This window comes from Candidatus Thiosymbion oneisti, assembly GCF_900092655.1.
GTDB lineage: Bacteria > Pseudomonadota > Gammaproteobacteria > Chromatiales > Chromatiaceae > Thiosymbion > Thiosymbion oneisti.
The window spans coordinates 1-20175 of sequence record NZ_FLUY01000093.1; the positions used below are offsets into that span (position 1 = coordinate 1).

The following is a 20175-nucleotide window of genomic DNA, read 5'->3' on the forward strand; positions in this document are numbered from 1 at the left end:
CGTGGCTGAGGTTCGATGCGGCCGCGCCGCTTTGCCGGCGCACTCCAAAGCAGTCCGGAATCCATAAAGAGCCTTAAAAATTTACCACTACCAATTCCCCCTTTGTGTCCTTCACGCCTTTGTGGTTCAAACGATTCCGTAGCCTCATTGCAGCCAGATGAGTCGTCGGTGGGCATAGCCCACCTTAGATGCCGGCGACCGGAAGCTGGCAGCAGTTTGTGATTTATAGGCACTCACCCTGATACCGAGCTGATTCTATGTCCCTGCAACCCAAGCCCTTTTTGAGCCTCGAGGATTGGCTGGAAGGTGAGCGCGCCGATCTGGAAGGGCGCAGCGAATACCTCAATGGCGAGGTCTTCGCCATGGCCGGTGCGAGCCTGGAGCACAACATTATCGTTGTGAACATCAGCAGGGAGCTGAGCATCCAGTTCAAGGGACGTCCTTGCCAAGTCTATGTCAATGACATGAAGGTCATCATCCGCTCCGCCAACGCGGGCAAGTATCCGGATCTGGTCGCCCATTGCGGAGAACCGGAGCTCCTGGACGACCGGCGGGATGTCCTGCTCAACCCCGGTCTGATCATCGAGGTCCTCTCCGACTCCACGGCGGCCTACGATCGGGGGGACAAGTTCGCCCTCTACCGCCGCATCCCGAGCCTGCGGGAGTATCTGCTGGTCTCCCAGGACCGGGTTCGGGTGGAACGCTACCGGCGCGGCGCAGATGACCACTGGACCCTGATGGACTATGCGGGGCTGGAGGACCAGGTTCCCCTGGAGAGCCTGGATTGCACCTTGGCGTTGGCCGAGATCTACGACAAGGTCGTGATGAATGACGAGTGATGAATGCGGAATGATGAAGTGGCAAGCTGCTTCCCATTCATCGCTCATCATTCCGCATTCATCATTCCATGCCGGAGATGATCTACCCGCATCACCCCGGAACCCCCGCGGGCGATCCGTCCGAACGCCTGGCCGGGGCGGTCGAGCGGGTCACCTTCCATAGCGAGGAAAGCGGCTTCTGCGTGTTGCGCGTCAAGGTACGCGGGCAGCGGGAGCTGGTGACCGTGGTCGGCTCGGCGGCCACCGTCACCGCGGGCGAGTACATCGAATGCGATGGCACCTGGGTCAATGACCACCGCCACGGGCTCCAGTTCAAGGCCCTGAATCTGCGGGTGATTCCGCCCAGCACCCTGGACGGCATCGAGAAATATCTGGGTTCGGGCATGGTCAAGGGCATCGGTCCCCACTTTGCCCATAAGCTAGTGGGGGCCTTCGGCGAACGGGTGTTCGATGTCATCGAGGACAACCCGGACCGGCTACTCACGCTCGAAGGCATCGGCCCCAAGCGCAAGGAACGGGTGACCCGGGCCTGGGCCGAGCAGAAGGTGATCCGGGAGATCATGGTCTTCCTCCAGTCCCATGGGGTCGGCACGGCACGGGCTGTGCGCATCTACAAGACCTATGGGGACGCGGCGGTCGAGAAGGTCCGGGAGAACCCCTACCGGCTGGCACTCGATATCCACGGTATCGGCTTCAAGACCGCCGATGCCATCGCCCACCGACTCGGTATCCCCCACGACTCGCTCATCCGCGCCCAGGCCGGGGTGCGCCATGTGCTGCAGGAGATCGCCGCAGACGGTCACTGCGCCGCCTATCGGGATCAGTTGGCCGAGTCGGCGTGCAAGCTGCTGGAGATTCCCGCCGCCGTCATCGAGCAGGCCATCGCCGCGGAGCTCGAGGCGGAAAACCTGGTCACCGAGGAGATCGAGGGCCAACCCGCGCTCTTTCTCACCCCCTTGCAACGGGCCGAGCGGGGAATTGCCATGGGCCTCCGCCGTTTGCAGCGCGATCCGCCGATCTGGGGTCGGATCGATCCCCAAGGCGCCATCCCCTGGATGGAACGCCAGACAGGATTGGAGCTATCCGATTCCCAGCGCGCCGCCGTGGCCGCCGCGATCAACGGCAAAATTACCATCATCACCGGTGGCCCCGGGGTCGGCAAGACCACGGTGGTCAATAGCATCCTGCGCATTCTGCAGGCAAAGGGGGTCTCCGTGCGCCTGTGTGCGCCGACCGGGCGGGCGGCCAAGCGGCTGGCGGAATCCACCGGCACCGAGGCCAAGACCATCCATCGGCTGCTGGAGTTCGATCCCCAGATCATGGGTTTCAGGCGGGACCAGTACAGGCCCCTGCCGGCCGACCTGGTGGTCGTCGACGAGGTCTCTATGGTGGATCTGGTCCTGATGAACCAGCTCCTGCGGGCGATCCCCAACCATGCGGCGGTGTTATTGGTGGGCGACGTGGATCAGCTCCCTGCCGTGGGGCCGGGGTCGGTACTGGCTGACATGATCGACTCCGGTGCGGTGCCCAGGGTCCGACTGACGGAGATCTTCCGCCAGGCGGCCCGGTCCCGGATCGTCGTCAATGCCCATTGGATCAACCAGGGCCGTATGCCCGAGCGTCCGGACCGCCAAGGACCGGACAGCGATTTCTACCGCATCGATTGCGAAACCCCGGAGCTCATCCATGATCGGTTGCTGCAGGTGACCATCGAACGGATTCCCAAGCGCTTCGGCCTGGACCCCGTCGCCGACATTCAGGTCTTGACCCCCATGAACCAAGGTGGTCTAGGTGCCCGCTCCCTCAACCTGGAGCTGCAGCAGCGCCTGAATGCCGATACCCACCCCAGGATCACCCGCTTCGGTTGGACCTACGCGCCGGGAGACAAGGTCATCCAGACGGTCAACAACTATGATAAGGAGGTCTTCAACGGCGACATTGGCCGCATTCAGAGAATCGACGAGGAGGAGGGACTCGTGGCGATCGAGTACGACGGTCGCCGGGTGGAATACGAGTTGGGTGAGCTGGACGAAATCTCCCTTGCCTACGCCACTACCATACACAAGAGCCAAGGCTCGGAGTATCCGGCGGTCGTCATCCCCTTGGCGACCCAACACTACCCGCTCTTGGAGCGCAACCTGCTCTACACGGCCGTGACCCGCGGCAAACGGCTGGTAGTCCTGATCGCCCAGACCAAGGCTTTAGGGTTAGCGGTTAAACGCGAGCTGTCCGTCAAGCGCCTGACCAAGTTGCGCCAACGGTTGCAGACACTTGACAGCTAGCCGGAGGAGAAAGCGGTCGGCAGGCGCTCACCGCATCCTGCACCCGACGCGAGGTCCGCGCAGGCAGGTAGCAGGTTGGGCGACCTATGGGTGGGTTGCGTTAAAGCGATGTATTGGCCTCGTCGTAGTAAATGCTCTCGCCAGGGATGTCTTGCTCCGGGTCATATTCCGCCGGTAGGCGGTGGGCAATGCCTTTGTGGCAGTCGATACAGGTCAGACCCTCCGCTTCGGCCTGCTCGTGACGCTCGGCGCTGCGCGGTTCCTGCTTGTCGTAATCCATAGACAGGGATTCGTGGCAGTTACGGCATTCGCGGGAGTCGGTCTCCTTCATGGCACGCCAAACGTGTCTGGCCAGCTCCATGCGTTCGGCGTCGAATTTCTCGGGGGTATCGATGGTGCCCAACAAGTGGTGGTAAACCTCTCTACTGGCCTGGAGCTTGCGGACAAACTTGGGGATTCCCTCCTGCGGCACGTGACAATCGGGACAGGTAGCCCGTACCCCGGTGCGGTTGACGTAATGATTGGTGTCCATGTATTCCTGATAGACATTTACCTCCATCTCATGGCAGGAAGTGCTGCAGAAGGTCTCCGTGTTGGTGGCCTCCATCCCGGCGTTGAAGCCGCTCCAGAGGACGATGCCGAGGACGATGCCGGTCAGCAGGACCGTAACCGTGCGTTTGCCTTTCTTTGGTTTGTCTTCAGGCATGACGAAACCTCTTGGGTAGTGGTTAAGGTTTAAATAGAAACATCGCCGATAGCAGTGTGTTGGGCACGCCACAAGCTGCACTCCCTCTCCCTCCGGGAGAGGGTCGGGGAGAGGGGATCAAATAAAGAAATGGGGCATAATGAACCGCTTTACGCTAACCATTTAAAAATTTACCACTACCACCTCTTGTACCTCTGTTATCTCGTTTGTGGGCGGCTTTGGGTATTACTTGAGACCCTGGAAGCTGTTCTCGACCAGCGGCTCGCCTTTTATCTGCACCATGTGGCATTGGGTGCAGAAGTAACGCCGCGAAGAGAGCTTGGCTAGCTCCTTGCCGTCGCGATCGACGAAATGGTTCGCGGAGGGTGGCTTGGTGTTCTCCTTCTCAGCCGCCGCCTTGCTGTGGCACCTCATGCAACCATTCTGGCGCAGGTTGAGCCTATAGTTCTCGATCTTGTGAGGGATCAAAGGCGGCTGCTGCTCAAAGGTGCGCTCGATACCGCCCTCGACCACATCGACCTTCCGCTTTGCCGGCGGCGTGGACATCGCTTCGATAGCGGCGCCACGCAGGGAATCGATCGCAAACGTTGGCATTGCCCCGCCCAGACCAACAACGGCAAGGGACAGGCTCAGTATTGCTGTGGTCTTGTTCATCTCGCTCTTTATCACCTCGGTTAAATCGGAATTATTTTTTGCCGCGAATAAACGCAAATGGACGCAAATTGAATCGGCTCCGATTTGCGTTTTTTGCGTTCATTTGCGGCTAAAAAAGAGATGCTCCGTTGCTCATCCGGGTCCCGAACCGGAAGACGCCTTGCGGGCAGGTCTCGATACAGCGCCCGCAATTGGTGCAGTTGCGATCCAGGATCACCGGACCGACACCTGCGGCGGCACCCTTGAGCGCGGGCTTGATGACCTGGGGCTCCGGGCAGACCCCGAAGCAATCCATACAGTCGTCGCACCGGTCCCGAGCGGTCGCACAGACCCGAATGATCGAACCGCTGCCGATCAGTCCATAGAAGGCCCCCATGGGGCACAGACGACCACACCAGCCGTGCTTGGCAATGAACAGGTCGAACAGGAACAGGGCCAGGATGACCGTCCAGGCCCAGCCCATCCCGAAGATGAGGCCCCGCTGGAACATGGACACCGGATTGATGTACTCCCAAACCAGGACGCCGGTGAGCAGGGGAAACAGCAGCGCCAGCCCCAGGAGCCAATAGCGCAGATTGCGCGACAGGGCGCTGTTGCCACGCAGGTCGAAGCGTCGCCGGAGCCAGGCCGCCGCGTCGGTGACCGGATTCACCGGACACACCCAGGAGCAAAACACCCGCCCGCCCACCAAGGCGTAGAAGACCAGCACGATGAGCGCGCCGACGACCCCGCTCGTCACCGGCAGGCCACCCGAGAGGACGGACTGGAGGAGCAGGAAGGGATCGGTCAGAGGCAGCACGCCCAGGGTCATACTGGCGGACAGATTGCCCTTGACGACCCAGATCCCGGTGATTGGCCCCAGCAGGAACAGGGCCAGCACGCCGACCTGGCTCAGGCGCCGGGCGATCAGCCAGCGGTGGGCCTTGAGCTGGCTTTGGAACGGATTGGGAATCATTTGTGGCTCTTTATGGATTCTGGACTGCTTTGGAGTGCGCCGGCAAAGCGGCACGACCGCATCGAACCTCAGCCACGGGGGATACCAGCGGCGTTGGCCGGAAATCCGGGCACTTAGGTTCCACCCGCGCCGCGGCGACGGCGCTTTCCTCTGGCCGCAACACCTGTGTTGGGGACGGATGCGTGGTCCAATCCAAAGCGGCGGCAGGATGGTGCCACTTGGCCGACCCTCTGCTTATGCCTCGCGCTGTAGGTTCCGGTAAGCATCGGGGTGAAATTGCCGCCGCACTCCAAAACGCCCGGTGGAACCCTTCCATGATCGTTGGCAGTCCGGAATCCATAAAGAGCCTCATCTTTTTCTGCCAAGAGAACTCTACGCTGGGACAAGGATCTTCTCCCTGGCCTCCTCGAGGAACTGGATCACCTGTTCTCGGGTAACCGTGGGGAAGCCCTCAAGGAAGTCGTTGATCGAGTCTCCGGCTTCGAGGTAATCGATCAGGGTTGCAGCCGGCACCCGCGTCCCTCTGAAAACGGGAGTTCCCCCCATGATGTGGCGATCGGATGTGATGGCGCTTTTCTTCATAGTCCTGGCGGTATTTCTAAAGTGGACAGCATGGACCCGAGAACCATCGCTGGTGGTGAACCGGTTGCAACCGATTTGCGTTTATTCGCGTTCATTTGCGGCTAAAAAAGGCGCTCTTTCTAGGGTGGTCCCTGCTGGTTGAGGACATCCAAAGGGTTGTCGGAGAAAGGCGTCGCGGCACCGCTCTCTCTGATCAGGCCCTCCCCGGCATGGTCGTACTCCATGCCTGGGGGCAGGTGGTACTGGTGCTCCGGGTCCGGGCTGACCAGGGGGCCGCCGGATTGTGCCTGCTGCTCCCAGCCCAGCCGGTAGTGCCGGCCCAGCTCGCCCTTGGCCAAGTGGTGCGGCAGTATCTTGATGGCGGCCTCTTCCAGGATGCAGGCCTGCTCGCACTTACCGCAGCCGGTGCAGTGTTCCGAGTGAACGACAGGGATGAAGAGGGCATGTTTTCCCGAGCGTTCGTTGTGCTGCCGGTCCAGGGTGATAGCCTGGTCTTTGATGGGACAGACCTGATAGCAGACCTCGCACCGCAGGCCCTGGAAGGCGATACAGCTCTCCTGGTCCACCAGCACCGCGAGCCCCATGCGCGCGGCATTGATGTCCGTCAGCACGTGGTCCAGGGCATTGGTAGGACAGGCCACTACGCAGGGGATGTCCTCGCACATCTCACAGGCCCCTTGGCGGGCGATGAAATATGGGGTTCCAGTCGGAATGTCCTCGCCGACCCGACCCAGATAGAGGATGTCGTAGGGGCAATCGCGCACGCAGAGTCCACAGCGGATGCAGGCCCCGTTGAAGGCATCCTCCGGGATCGCCCCCGGCGGCCGGATAGCATATGCGGGTAGCGACGAGGCCCGGCTGGAATAGAGACCCAGGCCCAGGCCGAACAAGCCAACGCCACAGGCGGTCTTGAGCACATCGCCCAGCACCCGGCGGCGGGTGATCCCTTGCATTTTGATCGCTGTCGGATCTGCCATAACTTAAGAGCGATTGCGGTTTCGTTTGAACGCTTGTCGCAATACTTTAATCGGACAGGATTAACAGGATGTTCAGGATTAACACGATTTTTTTCTTGATGTAATGCCATCCTGTAAGACCTACCGCGCTCATCGCATCCTACGCTTTTTTCTCGTTCCCACGCGGCGCGTGGGAACAAGAGAATGCGGTTCACTGTTGGAGATACCAAATCAGACTGTGTAGTTATCTCCTATGACTGGAGGAGTCGCTATGACTAATATCTCAAGAGGCACATCCGTTTCCTCCAATGCTTGATGATGGACACCAGGGTCAATTTTAACGAGATCCCCTTTTTGAATCGGATATATTTCCTCGTTAAGAAAGATTTTCCCCTTACCGCTCAATATATAATAATATTCAGTTGCTATTTTGTGGTAATGCTTTTCAGCTTTTTCGACCCTTAAATGAATGATCTCGCTGGGACCTTCAGGTTCCATTTTTCTGATGATCCCACAATGTCCTCGTTCTTCTTTGGTCTGGTCCAGAGAGATTATTTTCATGGTTTTTACCTCTTTAAAATGGGCACCTTTCAATTATCTCGGCAAAGTGGTTAACGATTCCCGGAGCTTAGTTCCCAAGTTTGTCGAAGGGTGCGGTCCCTTCGATAAACCAAGGGACTGCATCCTCGAAGAATACCACTCTACAAGCTGTCAACTATTTAGATGCCAGAAAATGAGATAATTCGACGACTTTAATCGCCATAGCCACTGTATGGGGATTATCTCTTTTTCCTAAAAAGCAATCAATAGCATTTTTCAACGATGATCCCATTGTATCGTCGTAGATAGGTTCAATATATTCTTTAATATCTCCTTTGTCAAAGACAACGACAGCCCCTTCACCCCTCTTCAGCCCTAGAACGGGCTCATAAAATCCCACAACAGCCGTACATTTTTTATTATCTTCCACTGCCAATATTCGATAGCGCATACTATTATCTTCTGTTACAATTTTATCAAAAAATGGAAAAGGGCCTGGATAATAATATTTTATGTCTCCTATCATTGATGTATACAGAATCACTTCTGCTCCGCTTTTTGCAATATACCTTTTTTCCACCATGCCCTGTTTTGGCAAACATGTTTTTCCATTTGGCATATCAACGTACATATCATCATAATCGATACTTTTTATTTCACCAGGAAAATATTCTTCTCCTAACTCCAGAACATTGATTATCATATGTGAACCTTCATAACCAAAAGCGAAAAGCTCCAGGTCCAAGAACCTTCCTTTCCTTATGTCGGAAATTCGATTTTTAGTCATTTCAGAAATAATTCTGGTTGGTTTGAGATTCAATAAAGCAGATAGCTCCTTAACAGTTTTAGTTATGTTCGAGAAAACATAATTTTCATTAACAACAATTTTACCTTGAAAATTCTCCAAAAGATTTTTGAGCATGTTGATCTGAGAAAAACTGCAAATTGGCTTTTCCACAATGATATTTGCATTAAGGTCAAGTGATATAATCGCTGTTAAAGCATCAAGATGAGAATCTGTTGAAACGCAAATATCCCAAAAATCCGGTTTAAGCCTGAACGCTTCCTCATAAGAAGAAAATGCTTGAAGACCGGATGCTAATACTAATTTTCTCTTTTTTTCATTGCTATCCATAACCCCAATTGTTGTCACGCCTTCTTCTTTTAATTTTTGATCATGCCAGGTTGCAACATGTCCATGGCCTACTCTGATACACTTCACAGCCATCTCCAATTTATTTGCGGAATGACTGGCCGGGCGTTCCTACCCGGCAGGCGCTCACCACACCATCGATGCGGTTCGCGCCTCCTCGTGATGCCATCCTGTAAGACCTACCGTGCTCACCGCATCCTACGCCCATCCTACAGGCTTTGCCCAACCCGCAAACCGCCGACATTTCCTGCGCTCACAGCCGCTCACACCACCTGTCGGCCAGGTTGGACTTTCCGTTCATCATTCATCATTCCGCATTCATCATTCATTCGATGCGGTTCGGCCAGGCTCCCTCCGCGTCCCTGCGTCGGGACGGAGCCTAGCCTCACCACATCCTACGGGTCAGACCTTGACCACCTTGCAGATGTTCTTCTTGTAATCCGTCTGTTTCGACAGGGGGTCGGTGGCATCCAGGATCAGCTTGTTCACCAACCGGGAGGCGTCGAACCAGGGGATGAACACCAGACCCTCCGGTGGGCGGTTGCGTCCGCGGGTCTCGACCCGGGCCGTGAGCTCGCCGCGGGGGGTGGTGATCTTGGCCAGCTGGCCGTCTCGGAGCTTGCGCTTTCTGGCGTCCTTCTTGTGCATGAAGAGCACCGCGTCGGGAACGGCCCGGTAGAGCTCCGGCACACGCCGGGTCATGGAGCCCGAATGCCAGTGTTCGAGCACCCGCCCGGTGCACAGCCACAGGTCGTATTCCTGGTCCGGGCTCTCCGCCGGCGGCTCGTAGGGGGCGAAGATGATGTTGGCCCGACCGTCCGGGTTGCCGTAGAAATCGACGGTCGTTTGGTCCCCCGCCACGTGGGGGTCATAACCGCCCCGGAAACGCCACAGGGTCTCCTTGCCGTCGATCACCGGCCAGCGTTGGCCACGGACCTTGTGGTAAGTGTCGAATGGGGCCATTTCATGCCCCTTCTTGGGGATGTCGGGCGCCGAGTTGAAGCGCCGGTACTCCTCGAACAGGCCCTTCTGGACGTAGTAACCGAAGTGCGCGCTCTCGTGGTTTTGGTATGCGTTGCCGCGGTCATCGAGGATTTTTCCCGCATAGGGAAACTTGTCGACCGTGCCGTTGGCAAACAGGATGTCGTAGAGGGTCTTGCCGCGATACTCGGGCTTCTTATCCACCAACTCCTGGGGCCAGACCTCCTCGGCCTTGAAACGCTTGGCGAATTCCATGATCTGCCACAGGTCCGACTTGGCCTCCCCCGGTGCCGCGACCTGCTCGCGCCAGAACTGGGTGCGCCGCTCGGCATTGCCGTAGGCGCCCTCCTTCTCCACCCACATGGCCGTGGGCAGGACCAGATCCGCCGCCTGGGCGGAGACCGTCGGATAGGGGTCGGAGACGGTAATGAAGTTGTCCGGATTGCGCCAGCCGGGATACATCTCCTCGTTGATGTTGGGCCCCGCCTGCATGTTGTTATTGCACAGCTGCCAGTAGCAATTCAGCTTGCCGTCCTTGAGCATGCGCTGCATGAGCACGGCGTGGTAGCCCACCTTGCCGTTGATGGTCCCCGCCGGCAGTTGCCAGACCCGCTCGGAAAAGGCGCGGTGCTCGGGCTTTTTGACTACCAGATCCGCCGGCAGGCGATGGACGAAGGTCCCCACCTCCCGGGCCGTACCACAGGCCGAGGGCTGGCCGGTCAGAGAGAAGGGGCTGTTGCCCGGCTCGGAGAGCTTGCCCATGAGCAGATGGACGTTGTACAGGAGCCCATTGACCCACACCCCGCGGGTGTGCTGATTGAAGCCCATGGTCCAGTAGGAAGCGATCTTCTTGTTCGGGTCGGCGTACAACTTGGCCAGGCGTTCCAGCCGCTCCTTGGGCACACCGGACATCTCGTGGGCCTTGTCCAGGGTGTAGGGCGCGACGGATTCGGCGTATTCCTCGAAGCCGATCTTGGTGAGCTTGCCCTTGCCGGCATTGGCGGCCTTGCGCTCCAAGGGGTGCTCCGGGCGCAGGCCATAGCCGATATCCGTAGGCGTCTTGGTGAAGTTCACGTGCCGGTCGATGAAGGCTTGGTTGTATGCCTTATTCCGGATGATGTGGTTGGCGATGTAGTTGAGGATCACCAGATCCGTATGGGGGGTGAAGACGATCGGGTTGTCCGCCAGCTCGAAGCAGCGGTTCTCAAAAGTAGAGAGCACATGGACCTCACACCCCGGCTTGGTGAGGCGGGTGTCGGTCAGACGCGACCATAGGATAGGGTGCATCTCGGCCATGTTGGCGCCCCAGAGCACGAAGGCATCCGCGTGCTCCAGGTCGTCGTAGCAACCCATGGGCTCATCGATCCCGAAGGCGCGGATGAAGGCCACCACGGCGGAGGCCATACAGTGTCGGGCGTTGGGGTCCAGGTTGTTGGAGCGCAGTCCCCCCTTCATGAGCTTGGAGGCGGCATAGCCCTCCCACACCGCCCACTGGCCGGAGCCGAACATGGCCACCCGGGAGGTCAGCTGGTCGACCGGCTTGCCCGCATTGTCCTTCAGATCCTTGGCGATGGCCTCCTTCCACTTGGCGGCCATCACATCGAACGCCTCGTCCCAGGAAACGGGCTCGAAATCCCCGTCCTTGGCGAATCGGCCGTTCTTCTTGCGCAGGAGGGGCTGGATAAGCCGGTCCTTGCCGTACATGATCTTCGGCAAGAAATAACCCTTGATGCAATTGAGCCCCCGGTTGACCGGGGCATCCGGATCCCCCTGGCTGGCCACGACCTTATCGTCTTTGACGCCCACCAGGACACTGCAACCGGTGCCGCAGAAACGGCACGGGGCCTTGTCCCAGCGCACGCCTTCATCGCCTTCCGCCGCGACGGCGGTGATGCTGACCGGCAGGGTGACCCCCGCCGTTGCGGCGGCCACAACCGCGGCCTGGGATTTGATGAACTCACGCCGAGTGATTTTCATGATCGACCTCTTCTGCTAAGAGACTGCCTAAGAACTTGCCCGGTTGGCTCCCTCGCTCCCTGGGGGGAGAGGGGGGATCAAGGGCTTTATATCAAGCAACATCAATGGGTTGGTTTTTAGACAGCCTCTAAATCGTCTCCACCATAATGGTAGATCAGGACGGTATTGATGACGCCTTCCACACCCTTGATGGAGGCCAGGGTATCGGCAACCTCGCTCCGGCCCGTGTCCTCTACCGTCACGATCAGCTTGCCCTCCGCCCGACCACCGTGAATCTCCACGCCGGGCAGCGCCAACAACCTCTGCTCCACCGCCTGCGCCCGGTCGGGACGAGTCTGGACGACGAGACTACAGATATTCATTGGGAATCTATAAGCACTTCTCGTGCCATCTACCCCAGACCTGGAATCAGGATCGGCTCAGCCACACCTCTGGCCCGCAATTGGGGTAGATATTTTAAAATATTACCCTATTCTGATGTTGCGGCAGATCATTTTCCCGGAGATTTGGACGAGTCTCCTGCCCGGCGGAGGGTGTCGCAAAAGCGGGGCTGACCCAAAAGGTTAAGAGACTGTCTTAAGAACTTGCCCGGTTGGCTCCCTCGCCCCCTGGGGGAGAGAGCCTGCCCCGAGCGTAGCGAGGGGGCTTGGGGAGAGGGGGGATCAAGGGCTTGATTGCGATCGGATTAGTCATTCCATACCAAGCAACATCAATGGGTTAGTTTTTAGACAGCCTCTTAGGGCGGGGGGAGGGTTCGAACCTTCGGCTCAGGGCAATAGCTTGAGTGCCGCCACGGTGATGAGACCGCCGACGGTCAGGGTGATGGCATACAACCAGAGCATGAACGAATCCATACGCTGGGTCAGCATCTCGAAACGCCTGTCGACGGCCTCGAAGCGCTTATCCATCTGCTCCCGCAGCTCGATTTCATAGACCGCCGGTGGCTTGCCCAACGACTGCTCGGCGAGCCACTCCCCCAGGTGCTTCCTTGATGAATTGGATGTCTTCGGTAGCAAGATTCGTGGTGTCGGCAGCTGCAGTTGACATAGGTGTACCCTTTGGTTTTTCGGCTCAAGGCAATAGCTTTAGTGCCGCCACGACGAGACCGCCTACGCCCGAAGTGGATGATCGCTCCGCGGTGCAGGCGGAGCTATGCCCGCGCTTATTGAGAACGGCCACCAAGCCGTCGGCGCGCTCATCAGTCTTAACGTTCGACAAGCCGCAATTGCTGCGGCAACCACAAGTCTTCCAGTACGATAGACACCGCCTCGAATGGTGGAGCGGTAACTTGGCCGGCCTCGGCGAAGCGACCAATTTCAACCCAGGCACCAGCCTCGAGTTGGTATACCTCCAGCATATGCTTAACCGGATCAGTCAGCCACACATACCGCACACCATAGCGTGCATACAGTGGCATCTTGTCTTGACGATCCTTCCGTTCGGTGGATAGAGAGAGGATCTCGCAGACCCAATCAGGAACCACCTCGACCCGGTGGCCCGTGGGAAGTATCGGCATGCGCTCCCGGCGCCAGCCGGCCAGATCCGGCACGGCCACCTCGACATCGCGTCCGAAGTGCACCTCGGGTTCGGGGAAGATCCACCAACCGCCAGGGCCACCAATCCCCTTGCCGTAAGGACCACCGATCCCAATAGCAAGATTGAGCGCAACGTGAGCATGCGAGATTGCGGGCCGCGGTTGGGTGTGGAGTTGGCCATTCAGGATCTCCCCGGTCACCCCCTCGGGCAGGGCCTCCAGGGCCTCGTAGAGGGTTGGTCGATGTGCTGGTGCTGGTTGCAGCATGGTTTCGGTCTCTGCGCAATGCGGTCGATTATTCACCCGGCTGTCTGTCCAGTGACATAGGTGTGCCCTTTGGTTTCTCGGCTCATGCTACTTCTTGAAGAGAATACGGTATTGTGATCTAAAACAACAAGTTGTTTGGCTCGTTCCTACGCTCCGGAGAGTGTAAAAGTATTCCTGGATCGGAAAAGCGAATTCTTTCACAGTCTCTCCAGCGTGGGAACGCAATTGTGGCCGCTCCGGCGGCCAATGTTTCATGACGGTATCGCAGCGCCTGTCCACCTCTTTATGGAGAGAAATTGACCGAAATCAATTCGTCTTCAACTTTGGAGAGAAATTGATCAAGGTCAAATCGTCTTCAACAGTAGTTTACATTATTATAATATCCTTACCCAAATATAAGGTTTGAAAGATTAGGTATCTTTGATCAATCGAGCGATTCTAACCCCTTGATTATTCAAGCACGCCGTTGACGAAGGCCCTATTTTCAGCAATTCATTTCGGAGTGCGATGATGTCAGAGAATGACCAAAGCCAACCTATCGATATCTCTCGCCGCCGCTTCCTATTTCAGATGGCGGCCACGGGCGTAGGTGCGGCCACCATTTCGCAACAGGTCATTTCTGCGACTCAGCTGTTGACACCGGTGGCAATCGACAATCCACTCTCCAACTATCCCAACCGGGGCTGGGAGAAAACCTATCGGGACCTGCATCATTACGATTCCTCGTTCACCTTCCTTTGTGCTCCCAACGATACCCACAATTGTCTATTACGTGGTTATGTCAAAAACGGCGTCGTCACCCGCATCGCGCCCACCTACGGTTACCACAAGGCCAAGGATTTAGACGGCAATCAATCCACACGACGTTGGGATCCACGTTGCTGTCAAAAAGGTTTGGCCCTGGTCCGGCGTTTTTACGGGGATCGCCGTTGCAAACGGCCCATGATTCGCAAAGGCTTCAAAGATTGGGTCGAGGCCGGTTTTCCGCGTGATCCCCAAACCGGCGCGGTCGCACAAAAATACCTCCAACGGGGACGCGATTCATGGGTACGCGCTTCCTGGGACGAAGCCTTTGAATTGGCTGCCGCCGCCTTAATCAATATTGCCCAGACTTATAGCGGAGAAGAAGGCCAAAAGAAGCTGTTGGCCCAAGGCTATGATCCCCTGATGGTAGAAGCGACCGCAGGGGCCGGTACCCAAACCTTGAAATTCCGCGGCGGCATGCCCCCGCTGGGCATGACCCGCGTATTCGCTCAATACCGCGCAGCGAATGCCATGGCCCTATTGGACGACAAGATTCGCGGCACAGGCACAGATTCATTAGGTGGCCGTGGGTTTGACAATTATAGTTGGCACACCGATCTACCGCCGGGCCATCCGATGGTAACGGGCCAACAAACGGTCGATTTCGATCTCTGTAATGCGGAACACGCCGATCTACTCATCGTTTGGGGTATGAATTGGATTACCACCAAAATGCCGGATTCTCACTGGCTGACGGAAGCCAGAATGAAAGGAACCAAAGTGGTCGTCATTGCCGCGGAATACAGTGCTACCGCCGGTAAAGCCGACGAAGTGCTGGTCGTTCGTCCCGGCACCACCCCGGCCTTGGCATTGGGTATCGCACAAGTATTGATCAGTGAGAATCGATATGATGCCGGGTATGTCAAAGCCAATACCGACTTACCCCTATTGGTACGGATGGACAACGGCGAAATGTTGCGTGCCGGTGATGTCTTCAAAGACTATCGATTGGCTCAGCTGGAGAACAATACCCTAGTCGTCCCAACCGGTGACAAAGGCCCGTCCATCCACCGGCAACAGGGCCCGGTATTGAATGAAAAACAACGAGCCGACTGGGGCGATTTCGTCTATTGGGATGCGGTTGAAAACAAACCGGTCGCCATGAATCACGATCAAATCGGCAAGCATTTCTCCGGCAATCCTCAACTAACCGGTGAATTTGCCGTACCCTTGGCTTCCGGCGAAACGGTGCCATGTCGCACCGTGTTCGATGTCACCAAAGAAATGCTCGACGGTAGCTACACGCCGGAAGACGTCGCCAAATTGACTTGGGCCCCGGCAGCCGCCATTCGCGGTCTGGCCCGCCAGATTGCAGGCAATCAATCACGTACCCTCTTTACGGTCGGCATGGGCCCCAACCAATTCTTCAATAACGACCTTAAAGACCGAAATATATTCTTAGTCGCTGCCTTGACGCAGAATATAGGCAAAATCGGCGGTAATGTGGGTAGCTATGCAGGTAACTACCGCGCCAGCTTCTTCAATGGCCTGGCGCAATACATCGGCGAGGACCCCTTTAATCCGGAATTGGATCCGAGCAAACCGGCCAAATTGCGGAAACGCTGGAAAGCGGAAAGCGTCCATTACTTCAATCACGGCGACACCATTCTGCGCATGGGCAAGGAAGTTCTGACCGGTAAAACCCATATCCCTACGCCGACCAAGGCCTTTCATGTCAGCAATTCCAATTCGTTGATCGGTAATGTAAAGGGCCATTATGATTTCGTGATCAACACCTTGTCGCGGGTAGAATTCATTGCCCAAAATGAATGGTGGTGGACCGCCAGCTGCGAATATTCGGACATTGTATTCGCGGTAGACAGTTGGGCGGAATTGAAATATCCCGACATGACCATCAGCGTCACCAATCCGTTTTTATACACCTTCCCGGCAACGCCCTTGCCACGGATTCATGATACCCGCTCCGATTTGGAAGTCGCTGCCGGCGTCTGTAGTGCGATCGGTAAACTCACCGATGATTCACGCCATAAGGATTATTGGCATTTTGTCGATCAGGGCCAGGCCAGGCCCTATATCCAACGGGTTTTGGATCATTCCAATGCCACCCGCGGCTACAAGATCGAAGACTTGGAGAAAGCTGCCGACGAGGGTATTCCAGCTATCCTCCAAACCCGTACCTATCCCAAAGTCGGTGCTTGGGAACAGGGTAACGAGAATAAACCCTGGTACACCAAGACCGGGCGGTTGGAATTTTATCGGGAAGAACCTGAATTCAGAAACAGCGGCGAAAATATGGTGGTGCATCGGGAGCCGATCGATTCCACTCGGTTCGAGCCCAATGTCATCGTAGCCAAAGCCCATCCACTGTTGCGGCCTAAGACACCCGAGGACTATGGCGTTCCCGGCAGTGATGTCAGCGGTGATACACGGCAAGCCCGGCATGTGATCAAGACCGTCGATGAAGTAATCAATAGCGCACACCCGCTGCGCCAGGATGGCTACGATTTGGTGTTCCATACCCCGAAATACCGTCACGGCGCCCACACGACCGCTGTGGACACCGATATTGTTGCTGCCTGGTTCGGGCCATTTGGAGATATGCTACGTCGTGATAAGCGGATGCCCTTCGTAACGGAGGCCTATGTGGATATCAATCCTGACGATGCGAAAGGATTAGGCATCGAAGATGGTGACTATGTCTACATCGATGCCGACCCACATGATCGTCCTTTCCGAGGCTGGCAGAAATATCCGGAAGGTTACAAAACCGCACGCCTATTGGTCCGGGCCCGTTACTATCCGGGAACACCGCGTGGTATCACCCGCATGTGGCACAACATGTATGGGGCTACCTTCAGCTCGGTACGGGGACAAGAAACCAATCCCACCGGATTAGCCAAAAGCCCCGAAACCGGTTATCAATCATTCTATCGTGGTGGTAGCCACCAAAGCTGTACCCGTGGTTGGCTCAAACCGACCTGGATGACCGATTCTCTCTACGTCAAGGGCCTACTGGGCCAAAAAATCACCCAAGGCTTCGTGCCGGATGTCCATTGCCCCACCGGCGCACCCCGTGAAGCCTTGGTCCGCATCAGTAAAGCCGAAGATGGTGGCATGAATGGCGAGGGACTCTGGGCCCCCGCCGCCAAGGGCCTACGTCCCACATACGAGAACCAAGTCCTCAAGCAATTCATGGCGGGTAAATTCGTCGAGCTGGTTTAAACCCAACGTTAGTGGTTAATGTCTAAGTTGTAACATGACCAACAGCACTGGCCGCTATGCCCCCTCTCCCTCCGGGAGAGGGTTGGGGAGAGGGGATCAATAAAGATGAACCTCTCTACTTTAACACTTATAAATTTACCACTACCAACCCAGCTAATGTCGGGCGAGCAATGTCCCTCTCGTCATATTGAACCACAGAGGACACAGAGAATGGAAAGAGACCCATTGGCGGGAAAATGATTGGTTGTATCAATGTCCCCACTTGGTCGATGGTGTCGGACGCTACCGAATCCAACCCTCCGTGCTCTCTGTGTCCTCTGTGGTGAGAAAACCGATGTAACCGTTCAAGTAAAAGAAAAGAAAAAGTAGAACAGTCGTAAGTCAGATAGGCTCCCAGATACGTTGAGAAGATATTCATGAATTTGAAAAAGAAGCAATGATTGTGGTATAGAAGGCGTTTCGACGTATTTAAACACGGCGACTCGCCGTCTACTATCTGTTGGGCGACCAGACGACACTTTGTGATTTCTCAACCTTTGACAGGCTCACGTAGGACTTCGCCGTCCAACGCCCTGTATAGAGGACACCTACCATGATCGACGAAAAAGACCTAGCGGCAAGACTAAAGCTCATCGAGGAACTCGCCAAGAAAGACGGCTCGGAAGAAATAAAACTCGCGGTGGTGGCCGCGCAAAAATACCGGGATGAGTTCAAGGCTGCACAGACCCAGAATAACACTACAAACGCGGAACGCGCTGCTAAGGATCTCGTCGCGCTCTCGGGGATCATTTCTGAACTCGCTCGAACCCGCAATCCGCCTCAAGCCCAATTCGCGAGTCAGAAATCCCGGTGGTGGCCGTACATTGGCATGGGAGTGCTCTTCGTCGTTTTTTTTGGCTTGGCAGCATTCGTCACCATCTACATTTGGAAATCCGGCGCCGGGATACTCTTGACAATCAACGGGACACGCCCACTTCTCGTCATAGCAGCCATCCTCAGTACGATCACCTTCGGTGGTACGCTGATCGTTGCGCCGTTGTTTTCATCCGAGGGCACCTTTGACGAGCGATTTCGACGCGCGCGCGAGATATTTCTTGTGTTCTCGGGGGTTTTCGGAACGGTTATCGGATTCTACTTTGGGGCCAACGACTCGCAAGAAGAGAAACTCATCGTTTCGGCAATGCTCGAAGACGACACCGTTGTCGCATACGCTACCGGCGGCGTTCCACCTTACTCCATAAATCTGACATATGGCCCCCAGAAACTGACGAAAGCGGCGAAGACGGGCAACGGCTGGAAAAGCTTCAAGCTCGACAAGGAAACCGACAATATCATCCCCCTCACGGTTTCCGCGACAGACAGCAACGGTCTGCATGGCAAACAGGTCCTGACGTTTAGTAGTGATGTACTAAAAGACCTTGGTTGGAAGCTTCCAAAAATGTCAGAAGGCACTGCCGACAGATAGGTCAGGAGAAGAAGAAATGGGGCCAAACGAGCAGCAGAAGAAATGGCGACAGACCACCAATAATCCACTGAGCCTAGGAACGCCCAACAATTTCTCTCGTTCCCACGCGCCGCGTGGGAACGCAGAAGCTCCGCGCCGCGGAGTGTCTCGGAGACTCTATAAGCCGTAGCCGCTACCGTATTGTCGAACCGCAAACGCCGCATTTCATGACATTCACCGGGGGAATAGGGGACAGGCCACGTTTAGCGGAGAATAGAGGACAGACCACGTTTCTTCACCTCCACCTTTCGGACCGGTTGAGGCGGTTATTAGCACATTCTTAATGCTCAGAAAGAAAAACGTGTCTGTCCCCGTTTTCCGATGTCTGTCATAAAGAAGATTCAACAGCGGATAGTTGATCGTGACTATTTCATGTCATCCCATGCGGAGGAGGAAATGCTAGATGACAATCTTGAAAGAAAAGATATTGAAAACGCGATCCTTAAAGGCAAAATCGACAAGAAAATGGCCCATGATGAACGAGGAACAAGGTATCGCATAGAAGGACCAGTAAGAGATGGAAGACTTATTCATGTAATATGCAGGTTTCGAGAAAATAGCAACCTCATCATAATCACTGTTTATGCGCTATAGGTAACCTATGATTTGTGAATTTTGCGGTGGAAAGACGAAACCCAAAAACGTCAAGCGCCAACATTGGCTAAACAAAAGGCTATATATTGTCGAGAATGTTCAAGCGGAAGTATGCCTAGAGTGTGGTGAACGGTACTTTCATGCAAGAACACTTGATGCGCTTGATGAATATCTGACTAAAAGCCACGCCGTAGAAGAGTGCCTTAGTGTTGAAGTAGTCAATTTCAATCAAGCTATGGCTTAAGACAATGAAAACTGTCGGCTAACAAATAGTTTAGCCCGACCCAATACCGCACATCAAACTCAGGAGTTTGCTGAAGGTCACTGGTGAGCCTGGTATTGGGCCGGCTAGCCAAGCCGTCAGGCGCGGCCAAAGCTGAGTAGGTAAGTATGTCATATAGTGATTTCACATTAAAAAGAGTCAAGGAAGAACTCAATGTAAATGTGATTGAAGATAGGGATTTGTTCTCCTATATACAGGAAATCCAAATTAGTGATTATTTGTTGACAGAGCAGAATAGGGGACAGAACCTGAGGTATCCCCACATTATTGCAATCTAAAACAACGAGTTATGGAGCGAATGAGTGGCCACGATGCCCTCATGGCTCGTTCCCACGCTCCAGCGTGGGAATGCCGTTGTGGCCGCTCCAGCGGCCAAGGTTT

The 20175-nt window shown here is 55.9% G+C and carries 17 protein-coding genes; 6 read left to right on the forward strand and 11 right to left on the reverse strand.

Annotated elements, in window-relative coordinates; translation table 11 throughout:
• Positions 1-257: 257 nt before the first annotated feature.
• A complete protein-coding gene (locus tag BQ17_RS00940; RefSeq protein WP_089723887.1) occupies positions 258-839 on the forward strand; it encodes a Uma2 family endonuclease in 582 nt (193 codons plus the stop codon).
• Positions 840-916: 77 nt separating this feature from the next.
• Positions 917-3121, forward strand: a complete 2205-nt coding sequence (gene recD2, locus BQ17_RS00945; protein ID WP_089723888.1) for an SF1B family DNA helicase RecD2 — start codon at positions 917-919, stop codon at positions 3119-3121.
• A gap of 100 nt (positions 3122-3221) precedes the next feature.
• Here the strand turns inward: recD2 and BQ17_RS00950 are convergent, their stop codons facing one another.
• The 11 genes from BQ17_RS00950 to BQ17_RS01000 form a co-directional block, all read right to left on the reverse strand.
• Complete coding sequence (locus tag BQ17_RS00950) at positions 3222-3827, reverse strand: NapC/NirT family cytochrome c (RefSeq protein WP_089723889.1); 606 nt, start codon at positions 3825-3827, stop codon at positions 3222-3224.
• Between the two features lie 225 nt (positions 3828-4052).
• Positions 4053-4481, reverse strand: coding sequence for a nitrate reductase cytochrome c-type subunit (locus tag BQ17_RS00955; protein ID WP_141699021.1), 429 nt, complete (start codon positions 4479-4481; stop codon positions 4053-4055).
• Between the two features lie 109 nt (positions 4482-4590).
• Positions 4591-5436 (reverse strand): quinol dehydrogenase ferredoxin subunit NapH, encoded by an 846-nt coding sequence (napH, locus tag BQ17_RS00960; protein ID WP_089723891.1) that lies wholly within the window; start codon positions 5434-5436, stop codon positions 4591-4593.
• Positions 5437-5808: 372 nt separating this feature from the next.
• A complete protein-coding gene (locus BQ17_RS00965) occupies positions 5809-6018 on the reverse strand; it encodes a DUF433 domain-containing protein (protein ID WP_089723892.1) in 210 nt (69 codons plus the stop codon).
• A 119-nt stretch (positions 6019-6137) separates the two neighbouring features.
• Positions 6138-6995 carry a ferredoxin-type protein NapG gene (gene napG / locus BQ17_RS00970; protein ID WP_089723893.1) on the reverse strand — a complete coding sequence of 286 codons (858 nt, stop codon included), beginning with the start codon at positions 6993-6995 and terminating at the stop codon, positions 6138-6140.
• A gap of 210 nt (positions 6996-7205) precedes the next feature.
• A complete protein-coding gene (locus BQ17_RS00975) occupies positions 7206-7535 on the reverse strand; it encodes a cupin domain-containing protein (RefSeq protein WP_089723894.1) in 330 nt (109 codons plus the stop codon).
• Positions 7536-7689: 154 nt separating this feature from the next.
• Positions 7690-8736, reverse strand: coding sequence for a Gfo/Idh/MocA family oxidoreductase (locus BQ17_RS00980; protein WP_176722233.1), 1047 nt, complete (start codon positions 8734-8736; stop codon positions 7690-7692).
• A gap of 333 nt (positions 8737-9069) precedes the next feature.
• Positions 9070-11625 carry a nitrate reductase catalytic subunit NapA gene (gene napA / locus BQ17_RS00985; protein ID WP_089723896.1) on the reverse strand — a complete coding sequence of 852 codons (2556 nt, stop codon included), beginning with the start codon at positions 11623-11625 and terminating at the stop codon, positions 9070-9072.
• 116 nt (positions 11626-11741) lie between these two features.
• Complete coding sequence (locus tag BQ17_RS00990) at positions 11742-11987, reverse strand: chaperone NapD (protein WP_089723897.1); 246 nt, start codon at positions 11985-11987, stop codon at positions 11742-11744.
• Between the two features lie 405 nt (positions 11988-12392).
• Positions 12393-12641, reverse strand: coding sequence for a hypothetical protein (locus tag BQ17_RS00995; protein ID WP_369406447.1), 249 nt, complete (start codon positions 12639-12641; stop codon positions 12393-12395).
• A gap of 188 nt (positions 12642-12829) precedes the next feature.
• Complete coding sequence (locus tag BQ17_RS01000; protein WP_089723898.1) at positions 12830-13426, reverse strand: Uma2 family endonuclease; 597 nt, start codon at positions 13424-13426, stop codon at positions 12830-12832.
• Positions 13427-13933: 507 nt separating this feature from the next.
• On the opposite strand from BQ17_RS01000, the gene BQ17_RS01005 reads away from it, so the two are divergent.
• From BQ17_RS01005 to BQ17_RS23805, 4 genes are all read left to right on the forward strand, one after another.
• On the forward strand, positions 13934-17413 hold the full coding sequence (locus BQ17_RS01005) for a molybdopterin-dependent oxidoreductase (protein WP_256091430.1): 3480 nt from the start codon (positions 13934-13936) through the stop codon (positions 17411-17413).
• A gap of 592 nt (positions 17414-18005) precedes the next feature.
• On the forward strand, positions 18006-18878 hold the full coding sequence (locus BQ17_RS01010; RefSeq protein WP_089723900.1) for a hypothetical protein: 873 nt from the start codon (positions 18006-18008) through the stop codon (positions 18876-18878).
• Between the two features lie 411 nt (positions 18879-19289).
• On the forward strand, positions 19290-19511 hold the full coding sequence (locus BQ17_RS01015; protein WP_256091431.1) for a DUF4258 domain-containing protein: 222 nt from the start codon (positions 19290-19292) through the stop codon (positions 19509-19511).
• A 7-nt stretch (positions 19512-19518) separates the two neighbouring features.
• Entirely contained in the window at positions 19519-19755 is a 237-nt protein-coding gene (locus tag BQ17_RS23805; protein ID WP_089723902.1) for a YgiT-type zinc finger protein, read from the forward strand.
• Positions 19756-20175 lie beyond the last annotated feature (420 nt).

Coding starts and splice junctions, on each gene's coding strand:
- BQ17_RS00955 (WP_141699021.1), bottom strand. CDS start 4,481: ATGAACAAGACCACAGCAATACTGAGCCTGTCCCTTGCCGTTGTTGGT.
- BQ17_RS01010 (WP_089723900.1), top strand. CDS start 18,006: ATGATCGACGAAAAAGACCTAGCGGCAAGACTAAAGCTCATCGAGGAA.
- BQ17_RS01000 (WP_089723898.1), bottom strand. CDS start 13,426: ATGCTGCAACCAGCACCAGCACATCGACCAACCCTCTACGAGGCCCTG.
- BQ17_RS00990 (WP_089723897.1), bottom strand. CDS start 11,987: ATGAATATCTGTAGTCTCGTCGTCCAGACTCGTCCCGACCGGGCGCAG.
- BQ17_RS00965 (WP_089723892.1), bottom strand. CDS start 6,018: ATGAAGAAAAGCGCCATCACATCCGATCGCCACATCATGGGGGGAACT.
- BQ17_RS00940 (WP_089723887.1), top strand. CDS start 258: ATGTCCCTGCAACCCAAGCCCTTTTTGAGCCTCGAGGATTGGCTGGAA.
- BQ17_RS01005 (WP_256091430.1), top strand. CDS start 13,934: ATGATGTCAGAGAATGACCAAAGCCAACCTATCGATATCTCTCGCCGC.
- napA (WP_089723896.1), bottom strand. CDS start 11,625: ATGAAAATCACTCGGCGTGAGTTCATCAAATCCCAGGCCGCGGTTGTG.
- recD2 (WP_089723888.1), top strand. CDS start 917: ATGATCTACCCGCATCACCCCGGAACCCCCGCGGGCGATCCGTCCGAA.
- BQ17_RS01015 (WP_256091431.1), top strand. CDS start 19,290: ATGTCATCCCATGCGGAGGAGGAAATGCTAGATGACAATCTTGAAAGA.
- napG (WP_089723893.1), bottom strand. CDS start 6,995: ATGGCAGATCCGACAGCGATCAAAATGCAAGGGATCACCCGCCGCCGG.
- napH (WP_089723891.1), bottom strand. CDS start 5,436: ATGATTCCCAATCCGTTCCAAAGCCAGCTCAAGGCCCACCGCTGGCTG.
- BQ17_RS00950 (WP_089723889.1), bottom strand. CDS start 3,827: ATGCCTGAAGACAAACCAAAGAAAGGCAAACGCACGGTTACGGTCCTG.
- BQ17_RS00975 (WP_089723894.1), bottom strand. CDS start 7,535: ATGAAAATAATCTCTCTGGACCAGACCAAAGAAGAACGAGGACATTGT.
- BQ17_RS23805 (WP_089723902.1), top strand. CDS start 19,519: ATGATTTGTGAATTTTGCGGTGGAAAGACGAAACCCAAAAACGTCAAG.